The 17075-nt window shown below is 52.8% G+C and carries 17 protein-coding genes; 16 read left to right on the plus strand and 1 reads right to left on the minus strand.

The features are described from left to right. The 16 genes from PHV74_09660 to PHV74_09735 form a co-directional block, all read left to right on the plus strand. The coding region (locus PHV74_09660; protein MDD5094630.1) for an enoyl-CoA hydratase/isomerase family protein at positions 1-888 on the plus strand (888 nt) is incomplete at its 5' end. A gap of 4 nt (positions 889-892) precedes the next feature. Continuing rightward, positions 893-1831, plus strand: coding sequence for an enoyl-CoA hydratase/isomerase family protein (locus tag PHV74_09665; protein ID MDD5094631.1), 939 nt, complete (start codon positions 893-895; stop codon positions 1829-1831). 48 nt (positions 1832-1879) lie between these two features. After that, positions 1880-2668 (plus strand): SDR family oxidoreductase, encoded by a 789-nt coding sequence (locus PHV74_09670; protein ID MDD5094632.1) that lies wholly within the window; start codon positions 1880-1882, stop codon positions 2666-2668. 94 nt (positions 2669-2762) lie between these two features. After that, a complete protein-coding gene (locus tag PHV74_09675) occupies positions 2763-3926 on the plus strand; it encodes an acyl-CoA dehydrogenase family protein (protein MDD5094633.1) in 1164 nt (387 codons plus the stop codon). Between the two features lie 52 nt (positions 3927-3978). Then, on the plus strand, positions 3979-4905 hold the full coding sequence (locus PHV74_09680) for an SDR family oxidoreductase (GenBank protein ID MDD5094634.1): 927 nt from the start codon (positions 3979-3981) through the stop codon (positions 4903-4905). Then, positions 4902-5369, plus strand: a complete 468-nt coding sequence (locus PHV74_09685; GenBank protein MDD5094635.1) for a MaoC family dehydratase N-terminal domain-containing protein — start codon at positions 4902-4904, stop codon at positions 5367-5369. Before PHV74_09680 ends, PHV74_09685 begins: the two co-directional genes overlap by 4 nt. Before the next feature lie 21 nt (positions 5370-5390). Continuing rightward, positions 5391-5822, plus strand: a complete 432-nt coding sequence (locus tag PHV74_09690) for a MaoC/PaaZ C-terminal domain-containing protein (protein ID MDD5094636.1) — start codon at positions 5391-5393, stop codon at positions 5820-5822. Positions 5823-5885: 63 nt separating this feature from the next. Continuing rightward, positions 5886-7304 carry a 3-oxoacyl-[acyl-carrier-protein] synthase III C-terminal domain-containing protein gene (locus tag PHV74_09695; protein ID MDD5094637.1) on the plus strand — a complete coding sequence of 473 codons (1419 nt, stop codon included), beginning with the start codon at positions 5886-5888 and terminating at the stop codon, positions 7302-7304. A 3-nt stretch (positions 7305-7307) separates the two neighbouring features. Beyond that, positions 7308-8495, plus strand: a complete 1188-nt coding sequence (locus tag PHV74_09700; GenBank protein MDD5094638.1) for an acetyl-CoA acetyltransferase — start codon at positions 7308-7310, stop codon at positions 8493-8495. Positions 8496-8702: 207 nt separating this feature from the next. Continuing rightward, positions 8703-10019, plus strand: a complete 1317-nt coding sequence (locus tag PHV74_09705; protein ID MDD5094639.1) for an acetyl-CoA hydrolase/transferase C-terminal domain-containing protein — start codon at positions 8703-8705, stop codon at positions 10017-10019. 51 nt (positions 10020-10070) lie between these two features. After that, complete coding sequence (locus PHV74_09710; GenBank protein ID MDD5094640.1) at positions 10071-10844, plus strand: enoyl-CoA hydratase/isomerase family protein; 774 nt, start codon at positions 10071-10073, stop codon at positions 10842-10844. 60 nt (positions 10845-10904) lie between these two features. Next, the gene (locus PHV74_09715) at positions 10905-11669 is read left to right on the plus strand and encodes an SDR family oxidoreductase (protein MDD5094641.1); all 765 of its coding nucleotides are present in this window, start codon (positions 10905-10907) and stop codon (positions 11667-11669) included. A 92-nt stretch (positions 11670-11761) separates the two neighbouring features. Continuing rightward, positions 11762-12646 carry an amidohydrolase family protein gene (locus PHV74_09720; GenBank protein ID MDD5094642.1) on the plus strand — a complete coding sequence of 295 codons (885 nt, stop codon included), beginning with the start codon at positions 11762-11764 and terminating at the stop codon, positions 12644-12646. Positions 12647-12954: 308 nt separating this feature from the next. Further along, the gene (locus PHV74_09725; GenBank protein MDD5094643.1) at positions 12955-14076 is read left to right on the plus strand and encodes a 2-hydroxyacyl-CoA dehydratase family protein; all 1122 of its coding nucleotides are present in this window, start codon (positions 12955-12957) and stop codon (positions 14074-14076) included. Beyond that, on the plus strand, positions 14077-15318 hold the full coding sequence (locus PHV74_09730) for a 2-hydroxyacyl-CoA dehydratase family protein (GenBank protein ID MDD5094644.1): 1242 nt from the start codon (positions 14077-14079) through the stop codon (positions 15316-15318). Positions 15319-15866: 548 nt separating this feature from the next. After that, a complete protein-coding gene (locus PHV74_09735; protein MDD5094645.1) occupies positions 15867-16613 on the plus strand; it encodes a hypothetical protein in 747 nt (248 codons plus the stop codon). Positions 16614-16755: 142 nt separating this feature from the next. On the opposite strand, the gene PHV74_09740 is transcribed toward PHV74_09735, so the two are convergent. Then, positions 16756-16929 carry an SDR family oxidoreductase gene (locus PHV74_09740; GenBank protein ID MDD5094646.1) on the minus strand — a complete coding sequence of 58 codons (174 nt, stop codon included), beginning with the start codon at positions 16927-16929 and terminating at the stop codon, positions 16756-16758. Positions 16930-17075 lie beyond the last annotated feature (146 nt).

Below are 17075 nucleotides of genomic sequence, written 5' to 3' on the forward strand. Positions count from 1 at the left end.
GGGCGCGAGCCCTACTGTCTCTACGAAGTGGATAGAGAGGCAAAGATAGCCCGGATCACCTTCAACAAGCCGGAGAAGCTGAATATGGCTGACTCCGAGGAATACATGCAGTTGACAGCCCGGATTATCGAAGCCGGAGAGGACCCGGATGTGAAGGTGATCATTTTGAAGGGTGCCGGAGATCATTTCTCCAGCGGGGCGGATACGTCTCTGATCATCGGCGACGATACGCTCAAACCGGGAGAGGTAGAGCGGCCTCGAAGCCAGGGATTCCGTACCGTAGAGTTGCGGAACTCGGCTTACGGGCGCAGGTCATTCAATCAGACACCCCATAACAGTCCCAAAGTGACAATCTGTCAGGTACACGGATATTGCTACGGAGGTCATTTCCAGATCGCTTCCGGTTGTGACTTCATTGTCGCCAGTGATGAGGCCAGGTTCACCCATCCCGGATACCGTTATATCGGTCCTATGGGCGAGGATATGGTTCTGATGATCCTCAAAATCGGCTTGACCAAAACCAAGGAGATTATGTTCACTGGTCGAGGGATGACTGCCCAGGAAGCGTTAGATTGCGGGATGGTCAACAAGGTTGTTCCTCTGGACAGTCTTGAGGATGAGACCAACAAGCTGGCGGAGTTGATTTGCCGCCAGGCTGCCGACTCGTTGTATATCGGCAAACAGAACTTCAATACGGCGTTGGCCATCATGGGAAAACAGGCGCAGGCTTCGGCCGGATTGGCAGCCCATGTGTGGGCGCATATGATGCGGAGCGAGCCGGATGAGTTCAATCTGATCCGGTCTGGGAGAGAGGGGGGCACGAAGGGTGCCTTGGCAGCGAACAAAGAGCGATGGAAAGATAGTTCGCTGGTGAAGCCGAAGGAGTAATGTTATGGCCATAAAGAAGCAGGAAAGCTACCAAATTGCGGATGCAAAGTTCTTCCAGAAGTCGGAGAAACCTTATTGTATTTATGAAGTCGATAGGGAGAAGGGGATTGCTACTATCACCTTCAATAAGCCGGAGAAGCTGAATGCGGCAACCCCGGGCGATCTTTTGGAGTTGAGAGACCGGGTGATTGATGCCGAAGAGGATACCGACGTCAAGGTTGTGGTTTTCAAAGGAAGCGGAAAGTGTTTTTCCACCGGAATAGATCTGGATTGGATAAAACAGGCCTACAATGAAAAAGGCAAGGAGAGGAGACCGAGCCAGAGATATCGGCATGCCCGTGCGGATAAACTCTACGGATTGAGGGGATTTTACCAGGTGGTGATGACCTGCCTCAAAGCCACGGTTGCTCAGGTTCACGGGCAGTGCTACGGCACAGGGTTCCAGCTTGCTGCCGTGTGCGATATCACTATCGCCAGCGATGACGCTGAATTCACTGATCCCACTTATCGCTATATCGGGGCCTCACCGGTAGACATGGTCCTCCTCTTCCACACCATCGGGCTGAAGAGAACCAAAGAGATGATGCTCACCGGAAGGCCAATCGGCGCCAAAGAGGCCGTCGAAGCTGGGTTGATCAACCGCGCGGTTCCAAAGGCCAAGCTGGATGAAGAGGTTCAGAAGGTCGTAGACATGATCTGTAGACAGCCTTATGATGCGATTGTGACCGGAAAGGCTTGCTTCGAAACAGCTATGGATATTTCCGGCGTGGCTGCAGGCATTTATGCCGGCGTAGAGGAACAGACCTGGCAGACCAATATCCAATTCCAGCCCGGCGACTTCAATTTGCTCAAATCCTTAAAGGCAAAAGGGACTTCGGGCGCTATTGAAGAAGAGAAGAGCTATTTCAAAGAAAAGCCGGCAAAGCAGTTGAAGAAGAAATAGTTTCAATTGAAATCAAAAACAATTAACTGATATGGAGGTAAAGAATAGATGGATTTAGGTTTGAGTGGGAAGACGGTTATTGTTACTGGCGGAGCTTCGAATATTGGGCGAGGCATTTCCTTGGCATTTGCCAAGGAGGGAGTGAATCTGGCTATTGCTGATCTGGATATCGCCCAGGCGGAAAAAACGGCTGCCGATGCAGTGAAGCTGGGCGCGAAAAAGGCAATCGCAATCAAGACTGACGTGACCGATATGGACAATGTGCAGGCCATGGTGAAACAGGTTCTTGCGGATTGCGGTCGGGTAGATGTTCTGGTGAATAACGTAGGGTTCGATATTCCCAAGCTGTTCACCGATACCACTCCTGAGTTCTGGGACAAGCTGATTGCTGTTAACTACAAAGGAATGCTCAATTGTACCAGGGCAGCTTTGGATCCGATGATAGCCCAGAAGAGCGGGGCCATCGTCAGCATCAGTTCGGAAGCAGGCCGTATCGGAGAATTCAGGGAAGCGGTCTACGCTGGCACAAAAGGTGGAGTCATAGCCTTCAGTAAGGCCATTGCCAGGGAGAACGGCCCTAAAGGAATAAGGGTAAATGTGGTTTGTCCCGGGATGACGGTTCCTGATAAAGACGAGATCGGAGAACAGAGTGTCTGGCAGAAGACTCTGGCTATGTTCCCTCCGGATGCTCTGGAGAAGATCGCCAAGGGTTATCCGCTTCGTCGCGTAGGAAAAGCTAAGGATGTGGCCGATGCCGTGGTATTCCTGGCTTCGGATGCAGCCGGCTATATTACCGGACAAACACTGAGCGTCAGCGGCGGCTATAGCATGATGTAGCCCAAATCCCTGTAAGAGGGTTTGATTCATAGATTTGTTAGATCGCCTGTTGCCGGGATATGAAGGGTGGCAGGTTCTGACTGGAGGGACAGCAATGGACTTAAGATATACAGCGGAGCAAGAGGCGTTTCGCCAGGAAATCCGCGATTTTCTCGAGAAAAACAAGGAAATCTGCGAAAGGGCGATGCACGAGGAAGAAGAGGGGAGTATGGGGGATGACACGAAGAAGGTTCGGCGCCTTCTGGGGGCAAAGGGTTATCTGACTCCTCAGTGGCCTAAAGAATGGGGTGGCCTTGGCAGGACGAACACCGATAAGTACATTGTCGATGAGGAACTGGCGTATGCTATTGGAACCGGAGCACATGGGGCAGCGGAAGGCATGGCGGGCCCGGTCATATTAGGTTCCGGCAGCGAGCAGCAGAAGAAGGAGTTCTTGCCCCGGATTGCCCGAGGAGAGATCGAGTTTGCCCTGGGATATTCCGAACCCGAGGCCGGTTCGGATCTGGTTAACCTGCAGATGCGCGCCATTAGAGACGGAGATCACTATGTTGTCAACGGCCAGAAGGTATTTAACACCGCCTGTCACTATGCGGAGTACCACTGGCTGGCGGTGAGAACCAATACCAATGTCCCCAAACACAAGGGCATATCCATGATGATTGTGGATATGGATAGCCCTGGAATTACCGTCAGGCCCATGTGGGGCATGGCGGGTGTGAGGACGAACGAGGTCTTCTACGATGACGTGAAGGTTCCGGTGAGTCGTCTGGTGGGCGAGGAAAACAAGGGCTGGGAATATCTCTCGGCCGCTCTGGCGTTTGAGAGAAACTGGCAGGTGGGATACATGTTCTATCAGTTCGACGAGTTCGTCAAGTTCTGCAAGACTGCCAAGCGCGATGGCAAACCATTTATTGAAGACCCGATGGTGAGAGAGGCCGTGGCTCAGATGGCCATTGATCTGGAAGTAAGCCGCTTATTCGGCCTTCGCTGTGCCTGCATGATCGAGAAAGGGAAGGTTCCGACCGGAGAGGCTGCAGTGGCCAAGGTGTTCGGCAGCGATTTGTGGCATCGGATGTTCGATCAGTGGATGAAGCTACTGTCATTGTATGGGCAGTTGCAGCCGGATTCGGAAGATTCCGTCATGCATTCCAGAGTGATGCAATGGTATTTCCTGGCGGCCCGGAGCACCATGACCCGGGGCACCAATGAAGTTATGCGCAATATGATCGCCAATCGAAGCCTGGGCATGCCCAGGTAGGATGCATTTATCCTCGTTGTAGGAGTCAAAAAGAAAAAAGGAGGTTTCTACTATGGGACAATCGCTAAAGGATAGAGTTGCTGTGGTTACCGGAGGAGGAGGAGGAATTGGTCGGGAAATTTGTCTGCTTATGGCCAAGGAAGGTGCCAAAGTTGTGGTCAATGATTTCGGAACGGCCACGGATGGCAGCGGACAAAACAATGCTCCCGCTAGCGTAGTGGTTGATGAGATCAAGAAAGCGGGCGGGAGCGCCGTGGCTAACTTCGATAGCGTGGCCACTTGGGATAGCGCCGCAAATATCATCAAGACTGCCATCGATAACTTTGGCAAGATCGATATCGTGGTCAACAACGCAGGGGTTGCCAGAGATCGCATGATGTTCAACATGTCCGAGCAGGAGTGGGACATCGTGGTGAAGACCCATCTCTATGGCAGCTTCTTTGTCACCCGCCATGCCATACCCCTGATGAAGCAACAGGGCTATGGCAGAGTGATCTTCATGTCCTCGAATGCTGCTTACGGAGTAAGTGTGGGGCAGGCAAACTACGGGGCGGCCAAAGCGGGGATGCTTTGTCTTTCCGGCGTCGTTGCCAACTCGATGGGGAAGGTCGGCGTGACTAGCAATTGCATTTTCCCGCATGCCGATACCCGGCTGACTCTGACCGAGGCTGCGAAGAAGCAGCGAGCAGCATTAGCAGCGACCGGGGTCGCCCCGTCGGGAGACAGGGATCCCAGTGTTGTAGCGCCGATGGTGGCATATCTCTGCAGCGAGGCAGCAGCAAACATCACTAATCAGATATTTGATGTCGCGGGCAGTGAGATTTCGCGCTTTACTTGGCCTCTGGAGCCGGTGAAGAGCATTTTCAGTCGCGGCAAGCCATGGACGGTTGAGGAACTGGCTAAGGACGTTCCTGCCACCATAGCGAAAGGGCTGGTGAACCCTTTTTGGCCTCCCAAACAGGAGGAGAAAAAGCCATGAGTCAAGCGCCGTCCGCTATCACCGACGAGATGAAGAAGATGATCGGCCATGTCTGGGGGCCGACGGTGTACGAGGTGGAGAAAGGCTGGATAAAGAAGCTGGCCGAAGCTATCGAAGACCCGAACCCGCTCTTTTACGATGAGGCGTATGCCAAGACGACGAGATATGGCGGAATTATCGCCCCGCCGACCTTCTTCGCTGCACTCCGGGAGGATGCAGGGGGAGAGTGGGTCAAGACAGCCAAGTGCTCGCTGAATACTGGAGCCATGAATGGCGGAAACGACGTGGAGTACATCAAGCCGATTCGGCCAGGAGATGTAATCGGTGTAACGGATAAGCTGACTGGCATCGTCGAGAAGGATACCAAGAGGGGCAAGATGCTTTTCTTCAGTTTCGAGAAAACCCTTACCAACCAGAAGGGTGAGGTGGTGGCCAAAGCCCGGAATACCGGTATCCGGTATTAGAGGATCGGAAGGTGAAGTAAGATGAGTAAAAAATTGTATTTCGAGGACGTTGAAGTGGGCACGCAGATTCCGACTCTGGTTAAGCATCCCACCACCAGGCAGCTGGTGAAATGGGCCGGGGCTTCGGGCGACTGGTATGAGATCCACTACGATAAAGATGTTGCCCTGAAGAACAATCTCCCGGGCGTTATTGTGCATGGCTGGGTCGCCTTTGCCGGACATGGACAGGTGCTTGGAGACTGGATCGGAGTTGATGGCGACATACTCAAGATTGGTTGCAGCTATCGAGGCATGCTGCTGCCCGGTCATGATGTGAGCTACAAGGGAAAGGTGACCAAGAAGTATCAGGAAGGCGGCAAGAATCTCGTCGACTGTGAAATCTCGTGTGAGGACGACAAGGGGACTGTCGCCAATGTGGCAACGGCCACCGTTGCACTGCCTTCGAAGTCCTGAGACGGAGCATAGCGAGACGTAGTTTTTGAAGAGTAAGCAAGTGTACGTATAGATGGAGGATATATGATCGGAATAAAGTCCTACGGAGCCTATATACCGTTGCATCGGCTGGCTCAGGCTGATATAGCCAAAGCCTATGATCGAGGCGGTGGAGTGGGTGAGCTGGCGGTAGCCAATTTCGATGAAGACACTGTGACTATGGGGGTGGAGGCGAGCGTTGACTGTCTTAAAGGGATGGAGCGCTCGATCGTGGACACCCTGTTCTTTGCCACAACCAGTCCTCCCTACAGGGAGAAGCAGTCGGCAGCCATTATCGCTCAGGCACTGGATCTGAAACGGCAGCTGGTGGCCAATGACCTTTGCGATTCGCTTCGGTCGGGTAATATGGCTCTGAACCTGGCGACGGGTCTGGTTGCTTCGGGCAAGTCAAAGAATGCCCTGGTTGTTGCCTCCGAGGTTCGGAAAGGTTTCCCCGGATCGGAATATGAGCGGGTGTTGGGTGATGCGGCAGGCGCACTCCTCGTAGGAGATACGGATGTAATCGCTTCTCTGGAAGCATACTACTGCATAGCCGATGAGATCACCGATGTCTGGAGAATGGAAGGCGATCCCTTCGTCAAAAGCTGGGAAGACCGGTTCGTATTTACCCAGGGTTACAACCGCAACATCAAGGAAGCCATCGTCGGCCTGATGAAGAAGCAGGGCCTGCAGCAGAAAGATATCAGCAAGATTGTTTTCTACGCTCCGGATGCCAGGAATCACCAGGCTATGGCCAAGGGGCTGGGATTTGATCCCAAGACTCAGGTGCAGGATGGAATGTTTGGGACGGTCGGCAACACCGGTGCCGCTGCAACGATCTTCATGATGGTGGCAGCTCTGGAGTCGGCGAAGCCGGGAGACATGATTCTGTTGGCCGGCTACGGAGACGGCGCAGATGCGTTCCTCTTCAAGGTGACCCCGGAGATCGAAAAGTGCAGGGGGCACCGAGGGGTAAAGGGGCACATCAATTCCAAGAAGGCTTTGACTTCTTACAACAAGATGCTCCGGGTGAGAGAGATCAGCCCCGTCGAAATGGCGCGGCGTCCTGTGGAAGTAGCCTCGGCGCCGATGATGCTGCGCGACCGGGATATGGTTTCCACAATGAAGGGCGTCAAATGCAAGGTGTGTGGCAGGGTGCAGTTCCCCAAGCAGAGGGTTTGCTATCATTGCCGCACCAAGGACCAGTTCGAGCTGTACCGGTTATCGGATAAGACGGCTACAGTCTTTACTTTCTGTGTCGATCACCTGGCAGCGACCATTGATCCCCCGGTCATCAAGGCCATCGTCGACTTTGAAGGGGGCGGCCGGACGCTGGTTACCATTGCTGACAGAGACGTGGAGAATGTTAAGATCGGTACCACAGTGGAGATGGCATTCCGCAGAATTCATGATGCCATGGGTTTCCGTAACTATATATGGAAGTCCAGATTGGTAAGGGGGTAGACTATGAGTATTAAAGATAAATGCGCCATCGTAGGAATGGGATGCACCAAGTTCGGCGAGCGGTACGATACCAGTTTCGAGGATTTGATCGTCGAGGCCGCATACGAGGCCTTTGAGGACGCCAAGATTGAATCCAAAGACCTGGATGCCGGCTGGATCGGATTTACCAGTTCCAGCCGAACCGGCGAAAGCATGGCACGGCCGCTTAAACTGCACAATATCGCCGTGACCCATGTGGAGAATGCCTGCGCATCCGGAATGGAAGCGATCAGGAACGCCTGCCATGCGGTTGCATGCGGCGAATACAAAATGGTAATTGCTCTGGGCGCGGAAAAGTTGAAGGATTCCGGTTTGGCTGGATTGCCCCAGCCCGGCGGCATGCATTACATACATCCCGCGATGTTCACCCAGTTTAATGCCCCGGCAAATTATGCCCTGGCAGCCACCCGGTATTTCTACAGATATGGTATCGAGCCCAGGAAGGGCAAGGAAACCCTGGCCAAGATCACCGTTAAGAACCACTTCAACGGCGCTCGCGCTCCAAAGGCTCATCTTCGCAATGAGGTGACTGTGGAGCAGGTGATGGCAGCTCCCATCATTGCATATCCCTTGGGACTGTTTGACTGTTGCCCGACGACGGATGGGGCGGCAGCGGCCATTATCACCACGGTTGAAAACGCCAAGAAAATGCGGAACGACTATATCCTCGTGAGGTCATTCGGTCTATCCATCGGAGAAGGCATGGCGGCTGTGGATACCGACTATGACTGGACTCACTGGGAAGAGACGATAAGAGCCTCACAGAAGGCGTACGCATCTATCGGAGTCAAAGACCCTCGCACGGAAATCAGTCTTGCTGAGGTCCACGACTGCTTCAGCATCAGCGAACTGATTGTCTATGAGGGACTGGGCTTCAGCGAGGCTGGCAAAGCCAGCGAGGATGTTGATGCCGGGACCTTCGCTTTGACTGGACGACAGCCGGTCAATCCCGATGGCGGACTGAAGGCATTCGGGCACCCGGTGGGTGCCAGCGGAGTGAGAAAGGTTTTCGAGTGCTATAAGCAGTTGCAGGGGAAGGTCGACGATCCCAGGCGGCAGATCAAAAATCCCAAGCTTGCATTGGCGCACAGCCAAGGTGGTCAACCCGGTGCTTTCGAGTGCGTCGTTTGCATTACCGGACTGCCGGCTTAGCAACAAAGATGACTTTGCGTTGAGCTAAAAATCAAGAGAATACCTCTGAACAGGGGGTATTCTCTTGATGAATAAGGTTATCTGAGGATTCGGGAATGAAACTTCTGGCCTGTTGGGTCAGAAGGAAGTATTAATCGAAAATGGGAGTTAGCCAGTCAAGATTAGAACGCACTGGCTGAAAGGGATTGGCAAGGCATGACGAATTGGATGAACTGGGAAGAGGAATACAAAAGGAAGTTTATCTCTGCGGAGAAGGCAGCCAGTTTTGTGAAATCCGGGGATTTTGTCAGTTTCACCACCGGCAGAGAGTCCCATTCCATCGGTCTGGCGATAGCCGGACGCTTGGGGGAGTTGAAGGATGTGGTGGTCAGTGCGCCCTCTCCGGGATATGATTTTGGCTGGTATGAGGAGGGTTGGCAGGAGTCCTTCAATGTGATCATTGGAATGCCTACTGCCACCTGCCAGGAAGCGATCGATGCAGGGCGGGTTGATATGAGCGTTTTCGGGCTCATTCCTCTGGATCGGCCGCCCGGCAACAGGCAGCCGGATGTTGTTCTCACTGAGGTGTCTCCTCCGGACAAAAACGGCTTTTGCAGTTTCGGGGCGGCATGCTGGAACAAGCGAACTGAGATCCGGGAAGCTAAGATATCCATAGCAGAAGTGAATCCAAGCCTTATCAGACCTTGTGGCGAGGATAATTACATACACATCACCGAGATCGACTATTTTGTAGAGCACCAGGCTAGCGGCGGCGCTCCTGGGATGGGCACTCTAGCCGGAAGGAAGCTGAAGGAGCCCGAGCCATATCTGAAGGATATCTGCGGCTATGTGAATGAAATACTGAAGGATGGCGATACGATTCAGATCGGCATCGGCCGGACCACTGAGCCTCTGGTGAGAATGGGGATGCTGAGCGGCAAGAAGGATATTGGGTATCATTCCGAGGCAACGCCACCGGGGATCATCTCTCTTATACAGCAGGGGGTGATTACCGGGAAGCATAAAACCCTTCATCCCAATCTGGCAGTGGTCACCTCTATCGGCGGAAGCACCAGAGCCGAAATGGAATGGGTGAGCGGTAATCCTCTGATTCGACTGGTTACCGTATCGTATCTGGAGGACGTCCGAACCATCGCCGCTCATGACAACATGGTGGCGATCAATAATGCCTTGATGGTGGACCTCCACGGCCAGATCGTGGCCGATAGCCTGGGGTCTCGCGTGATGAGCGCCGCAGGCGGGCAGATACCTTTCGTGATCGGCGCGCATCTCTCCAACGGAGGCCGAGCCATTACGTTACTGCCCTCTACTGCAGTTGATGGCACTGTCTCCCGCATTACGGTCGGTTTGCCCGAACATACGACAGTCACCATACAGAAGAACTTGGCAGATACGATCATTACCGAATATGGAGTGGCTGAACTGAGAGGCAAGACCAGGAAGCAGAGAATCGATGCCCTGATCAATATTGCCCATCCTGATTTCCGCGCCGACCTGAAAAAGCAAGCCAATAAAGTAATGTAGGGGTGTTCTTTTCGGAAATTGGCCGCGCCAATCAAATAAAGGGGATATAAGATGGATTTCAAAAACATAGCTTATACCAAGAAGGAAGGAATCGCCACCCTGAAGCTGAATCGGCCCCAGGTATTTAATTCCCTGAGCATGGCGACGTGGAGTGAAATCGGTGCGGCGCTGGATGCCATCGAAGCGGATAATGAAGTCAGGGTGGTCATTCTCACCGGAGAGGGCAAGGCTTTCTCAGCCGGTGATGACATCAGTGAGTTCGGCGAGATTGCCAAAGACCCCGAGAAGATCAAATGGCTGGCGCGGATGGTTCCGCAAGCCATGGATCGGATAGAGCATCTGAAGAAGCCGGTGATCGCCTCAGTTAATGGAATGGCCATGGGAGGCGGATGCGAACTGGTTCTGGTGTCTGACATTGTGGTGGCGTCTGAAAAGGCACGCTTCGGCTTGCCTGAGGTCATGATCGGCGCCATTGCCGGGGTGGCCGTGTTCAAGCTGCCTCATATTGTGGGAGTCAAGAGAGCCAAGGAGATGCTCCTTACCGGCGATACCATCGATGCCCAGGAAGCATACAGAATCGGCATGGTCAACAAGGTGGTGCCACACGATCAGCTTGAAGCAGAAACTCTGAAGATGGCTAAGAAAATAAGCGCTGCTGCTCCGGTTTCAGCCAGTGTGACCAAGGAGATGATCAATGTGACCTCGGGAAAGCTGGATCTGGATCGATCGGTTGATATCGGCAACAGAGTGATGACCACCGCTGACTTCCAAGAAGGCTTTGCTGCCTTCATGAGCAAGCGTCCCCCTGTTTACAAGGGGAAGTAAGACTGGCTGTAAGCCGAAAAGGCTTCTGATTAGACAACAAAAACAATAGAGGAGGATAGGATGATAATAAAGCGTTTTGAGGGAAAGGTGGCGGTAGTGAGCGGAGCCTCTCAGGGCATTGGTCGGGCAATTGCTTTGCGACTGGCCAGAGAGGGAGCCAAGGTAGCTTTCTTTGATATCGCGGAAGCCCCGGCGATGAAAGTGGTTGAAGAGATCAAAGCCGCCGGCAGCGAGGGTTACTGCGAAGTGGTCAACAGCAAGGATGGAGCGAAGATCCAAGCCTTCGTCAAGAACGTGATAGCCAAGTTCGGCACGATTGATGTGCTGGTCAATTCCGTGGGTGCCGATGTTTCCAAGCCGTTCTTGGCCCTGACCGAGGCGGAGATCGATAACAGTATCGCCATCAACCTCAAAGGGCATGCCATGCTGACTCAGGCCGTTGTGGGCATGTGCATGAAAGAGAAAAAGTATGGCAAGATCGTCACCATTTCATCTGATGCGGCACATACTGGTCAGGCGAACTCATCCATGTATGCTGCATGCAAGTCAGGCATTCTTGGATTGAGCAGGACCTGGGCGCGGGAGTTCGTGAGATATGCCATCAATGTTAATGTGGTTTGCCCTGGACCCACATTGACCCCGGCAATGCAGAAGTGGGCAGAGGTAGATCCCAAGAACTTCGAGGCCACCAAAGCAGGCATTCCTATGCGCAGACTGGCGGAGCCTGATGATATCGCTTCAGCAGTGGCGTATCTTGTTTCCGATGACGCTTCGTACATCACCGGCCAGGCGCTCAGCGTCAATGGCGGCTTGTATATGCACTAGACGGCTAGCGAGTAATACTGCTTCAAGTATTGCTTCAAGTCGGTAATTTAGAGCTTGCTCTAACAGGTCCAATAAGATAAAGAGGAGGAAGAATGGTAAAAGCTATTGATGTATGGTATAACTTCATGACTGATGAGCTGATCAAGGAGATGTTCGGGGGAGGACCGGGCGGGGCCTCAGAAGTTGCCGCGGCCACCAAAACAGAAAAACTGGATCGGCAATTGCCCTCCAACAAACCTGAAGACATGGTAAAGAGGATGGATGACGCGGGTGTTGAGATTACCATGTTTGCTCTGATGACCCAGGGACACAGCCGCCGCATGAAGCTGGGCCAAGCGCCCCGGTTGATTGTGTACAACGACTGGCGAAATCTCTTGCCCTATTATGAGAAATTCCCGACGAGATTCCGGGGTCTCTATGGCATCAATCCTTGGACAGGGATGGACGGCGTCAGAGAGATGGAAAAAGTAGTCAAGGATCACAAAGGTTTCTTCTGCGGCGCAGTGACGCACACCGGCGGCTTTGCTCCGTTTGACGACAGAATTTGGTGGCCGTTCTATGCCAAGTGCGTTGAGCTGGATATTCCGCTGATCACCCAGTGCGGACATTTCGCTGAGTCACTGCCGGAGGCCTGGTGCAATCCGCTGCAGATCGATGAAGTGGCCGAGTATTTCCCTGAGCTGAGGATCATTGCCGGTCACACTGGCTGGCCGTTCACTGAAGAGCTGAAAGGCGTATGTCTGAAGAATGAGAACGTCTATTTCAGCATGGAAGCCTACATGCCGAAGTACTACGATCAGTCCATGGTGCAGTTCATGAACACCAGAGGCAGAGATCGCTGCATGTGGGGTTCGGATTGGCCGGTAACTGAGGCCAAGCCCAACCTGGCGCAGGTAGCCGAGATTGGTCTGAAAGACAAGGTTATTCCGGCATTCCTCCGGGACAACGCTGTCAGAGTATTCAAGCTGAAAGTGTAGTGACAAAAAGCTAGGGTAGATTTCAGGGCCCCGGATATCCGGGGCCCTGAAAGATTCTCAAATGAGCGCCACAGGGTGGGCAGCAAGATCGGTTGGCCGCAAGCTCTGGGAATGTCATGGCTTCTTCATCATTGCTGATTCGGTATCTGCCCGGATGTCATCAATAAAGAAAACAGGTGGCGGATTGTGTTCCGGTGATTTGAGACATTGCCTCGAGGAGTTCTTCTTCTTTCGTCATCTTTCATCGCTTCGATCACCGGCGCTTTGTGTGTCACCCATCAACACGGCAGGAGGATAGATTGGAAAACGTGTTCGCCAGCTTTGCTGAAGTTGTCGCAGACCCCTATAAGCGTTTGCGGAATTGGAAACAGAATGCGGGTAAGAAAATCATCGGCTGCTTCCCGATGTATGTGCCCGAGGAGATCATCCACGCCGCCGGGATGCTCCCGATCATCGTTGTTGAGTCCGAAGAACCGGTCACCCGCGCTGATCAGTATCTCCCGGTTTATACGTGCCACATCGTGCGCGGCACATTTGACCTGGGCCTCAGGGGGGAGATGGATTTCGTCGACGGGTTTGTTTTCGCCGATATCTGTGAGCCGGTTCAGATCATCGCCGACACATGGCATATTCATCGCCCGGCCCATTTTCATCACAATCTGCCGGTGCCGATGAACTTGTCCATCCCCAGAGGGAAAAAGTATCTGATCGAGCAATACCAGAATTTCAAGGGTGCTCTGGAGAAGTCCTTTGGAGTGCAAATCTCTGAGAAGGCTATCAGCCAGAGTATCGCCGTCTACAACCGCAATCGTACCCTGATGAATGACCTATATGCTTTCAGGAGAGCAAATCCGGGCGCTATCAGAGCCATGGATATGGCAACGGTCGTTGCCGCAGGTATGCTGATGCCCAAGGAAGAGCACAGCGTGCTGGTTGAAAAGCTGCTGGCAGCTTTGAAGAAAACCCCAAAGCCGTCCGATGAAAGGGTTAAACTGGTCCTCTCCGGGTGTTTCTGCGATATGCCGGATTCGGGACTGCTCAAGTTGTTCAATGAGCTGGATGCGGTAGTGATCGATGACGATTTGTACTTCGGCAGCCGGTATTTCACCAGGCTTGTCAATGAGTCATTACCCCCGATGGAGGCTCTGACGGAGCACTACATCCATGATGTGCCCTGCCCCACAAAATATAACCCGGCCAACATGTGGGCGGATTACCTTCTGGATGTCGCCAAGAGAGCCAAGGCCGATGCCGTGGTGATCCTGAACCTGAAGTATTGCGAGCCGATCGCTCACGACTATCCGCATCTCAAAGCCAAACTTGCCGAGGCTGGAATTCCAGAGATACTGATCGAACTGGATGGAGAGACGCCTCTGGGGCAAATCAGAACAAGGCTGCAGGCGCTGATCGAACTAGTGGGGGAAAGATAAATGCAAGAGGGTAAGACTGAGAAAGTGACCAGCCAGAAGATGCTGAATGATTTGATCGGGAGATACTGGGGCCAGTCGCATCAGGTGCGTAAGGCTGGCGTACCAGTGGCCTGGAGCACCGCGGTGGGGCCGATCGATGTCCTCAATGCCATGGGGTTTTTCGTGGTATTTCCCGAAAACTATGGCGCTACGGCTGGAGCCAAGAAAGTAGCCACGGCGTTGTGTGAGAAGGCTGAGTCTTTTGACTACTCGCCTGATCTTTGCTCCTATGCCAGAATCAACCTGGGTGCGGTTTTATCCGGAGATAAAACGCTGTGTCCGGTAGGCGGTTTACCCAAACCTGATGTGCTGGTAGCCTCCTCATATTGCACGGCAGTCATCAAATGGTTCGAGGATTTGAGCCACATCTTCAATGTCCCCCTGATTCTGATCGATCTCCCGTTCCTTCATGACACTATGACCACTGATGATGTTGAGCGGTCTGTGGGGTACGTCAAGGATCAGATCGAAGATGAGATCGTACTCCTCGAAGGGCTGACCAAAAAGCGGATGGATTACGATAAGCTGACGGAGATGGTGAAAGTTACCGATTCCATTTCCCGGGCCTGGCAGAAGATAATGGAGATTCCTCAGAATATCCCCGCGCCGATAACGGTATTTGACCTGTTTTTGGCCATGTTCCCTGCTACCTGCATGCGGGGCAATCCCGAAGCACTCACCTATTACAAGCTGTTGAAAGAAGAGTTGGATGAAAAAGTTGCCAAGAAGATGGGGGCCATCCCTGGCGAGAGGCATCGTTTCTACTGGGACAATCTTCCCATCTGGTATGAGATGCGGTCGCTATCCATGGAATTTGCCAAGTACGGCACCTCACTGGTCACCGGCATCTATCCGTGGTCTTTTGTTTGGCATTCCGATGAGGCCAATCCCAATGATCCAGTCAGCTACATGGCGCGGACGGCTGCCATTACCAAATCGATGGTAGGACCGCGGCAGAGAGCCAAGTTCATATCAAAACTGGTTCGCGATTACTCCATCGATGGGCTTATCATGCAGGCCACCCGAACCTGCAAGGTCATGTGCCAATGCCAGACCGATGTGATGCAACTGGTGGAGAAGGAAACCGGGGTGCCTGGAGTGATGCTTGAGGCAGACATGTGCGATTCTCGCCATTATTCCGAGGCGCAGATCAAAACCAAAATCAAAGCGTTCGTAGAACTTCTGGAGAGTCGAGGCAAGTAAATAGCGCTGAGGTTGGTCGGATACCGGCATCCAGAGCAAAAACACTCTTGAGACGGCTGAAAAACCCTGAATCGGCTTGCAATGCGAAGCTAGGGCGGGGTTTTTCAGCCGTCTCATTGTAAGTTATACCTTTACTCAGATATGAGACGTATGCTGTCAGCCAAGGTGTACATCGTGGCTGCGTTGTTGCCTGTGGGAATGCCGCGCAAAACAGAAACCTGTTTTGGCTGCTGTTTTCCTCGATCACCGAGGAGTAGTATTAGGACACTACCGTAAAGGAGAATTTCAATTCCCTCACGACATGAAGACTCTCATGCCGCACAACATCGGGCATCCGGCCCAGCGTGTTACCGAGGAAATCATGCAATTCAGGGATGTCCTTAAATGATGCCGAGATATATATCTGGCTGTCTCCGGTGATTAAGCTAATGTGATTCAGCCTGCTGAAGTGCGCCAGTTCAGTTGCTACAAGCTGGATTCATTCCATCAAGAACCCGGTCAACACTTACAAGATCAATGATCCAAAGGTAGGGGGCTTACAGGGGGTCGTGGAAGCCTATGCCAGAGTGATCAGAAAGCATGGTGGCGAGATTGCTTTTGGCCTTCAGCTCGTTGAGATATCTGTGAAGAATGGCAAGGTTACCGGTTTGGTGGCTCGGGACAAGGCGCAGATTGTCCAGGAATTTCATGCCCCAGTTGTAGTCTTCAGCCATCCGTTTTGGGAGGTCTTCAATGTGATTGAGGAAAAGCATTTCCCTCCTGATGTGGTGCAAAACGCCAAAGTTGTGAAAGAATGGTACACGAGAGGGGACTTGGTGAGTCTCAACATTGGAGTCAGTCGCGTGCCAGCAGTAAGGTCCACCGGACAACCGGAAGACTACATAGGTTGGAACCAGTTCACAAAGGACCTGCCTGATGGATGGTATATCCCCACATTGAGCTCGGAAAAACAAGCCCCGTCGGGGAAACACATGGTCAACATCTTGGCGGCTACCCACGACAAGTTCGACTCATGGGAGGAGGCCAAAGCCAGGTTGCACGCGGTGAAAGACCATCTCCATCGATATTATTCTGACTTGGATGAAATCACAGAGTGGACAAATTATCAGTGGTGCAAGATATGGGCAACCTCTAATTATTGGGGGACTGTTCCTCGAAGCCCCCTTCAGATTGATGGGCTGGACGGGCTTTTCTTTGCCGGTTCAACCGCCGAGGTGGCAGGCCAGTTTCAAGATGTCGAGGACAATTCGGCACTGCAGGTGGCTGAGTTGATTCTACAGCGCCACAAACAGTGAAGTTCATCTCCTTGCGCCGGTAAAATGAGGCTGGACGTGAGGTATACGCGCTAAGCAGAACAGGGGATTATCCCCTGTTCTGCTTAGCGCGTTGTTATTCAGCGCGTAGCGACGGGTAACAGAATGCACTCTTAGCGCGGCATTATGCAGACGTCCAACCGGCATCGGCCGGAATAATGGCGCCATTGATGTATCTGGCCTCATCGGAAGCGAGGTACAGTGCCAGGTTGGCAATATCTATCGCCTCCAGAAAGGCCGGAGATAACTTCTGATAGACAGTCGCGCGCTCTGAGCCTTTGGGGTCCATCTTGGACATGTCCACACTGGAAATAATATTTGGCGTTCCTGCAAAAAGGTAGCGCCTTGGTATTGAAGCTGATATTGGGATGCGATAGACTCAAGTTGAGGCTATTCGACTTGAGGTGAAGGGATGTTCAGAGAGAACCACAGGCATAAGCAGAC

The sequence above is a fragment of the Dehalococcoidia bacterium genome (genome assembly GCA_028711995.1).
In the GTDB taxonomy this organism is placed as follows: Bacteria; Chloroflexota; Dehalococcoidia; order SZUA-161; family SpSt-899; genus JAQTRE01.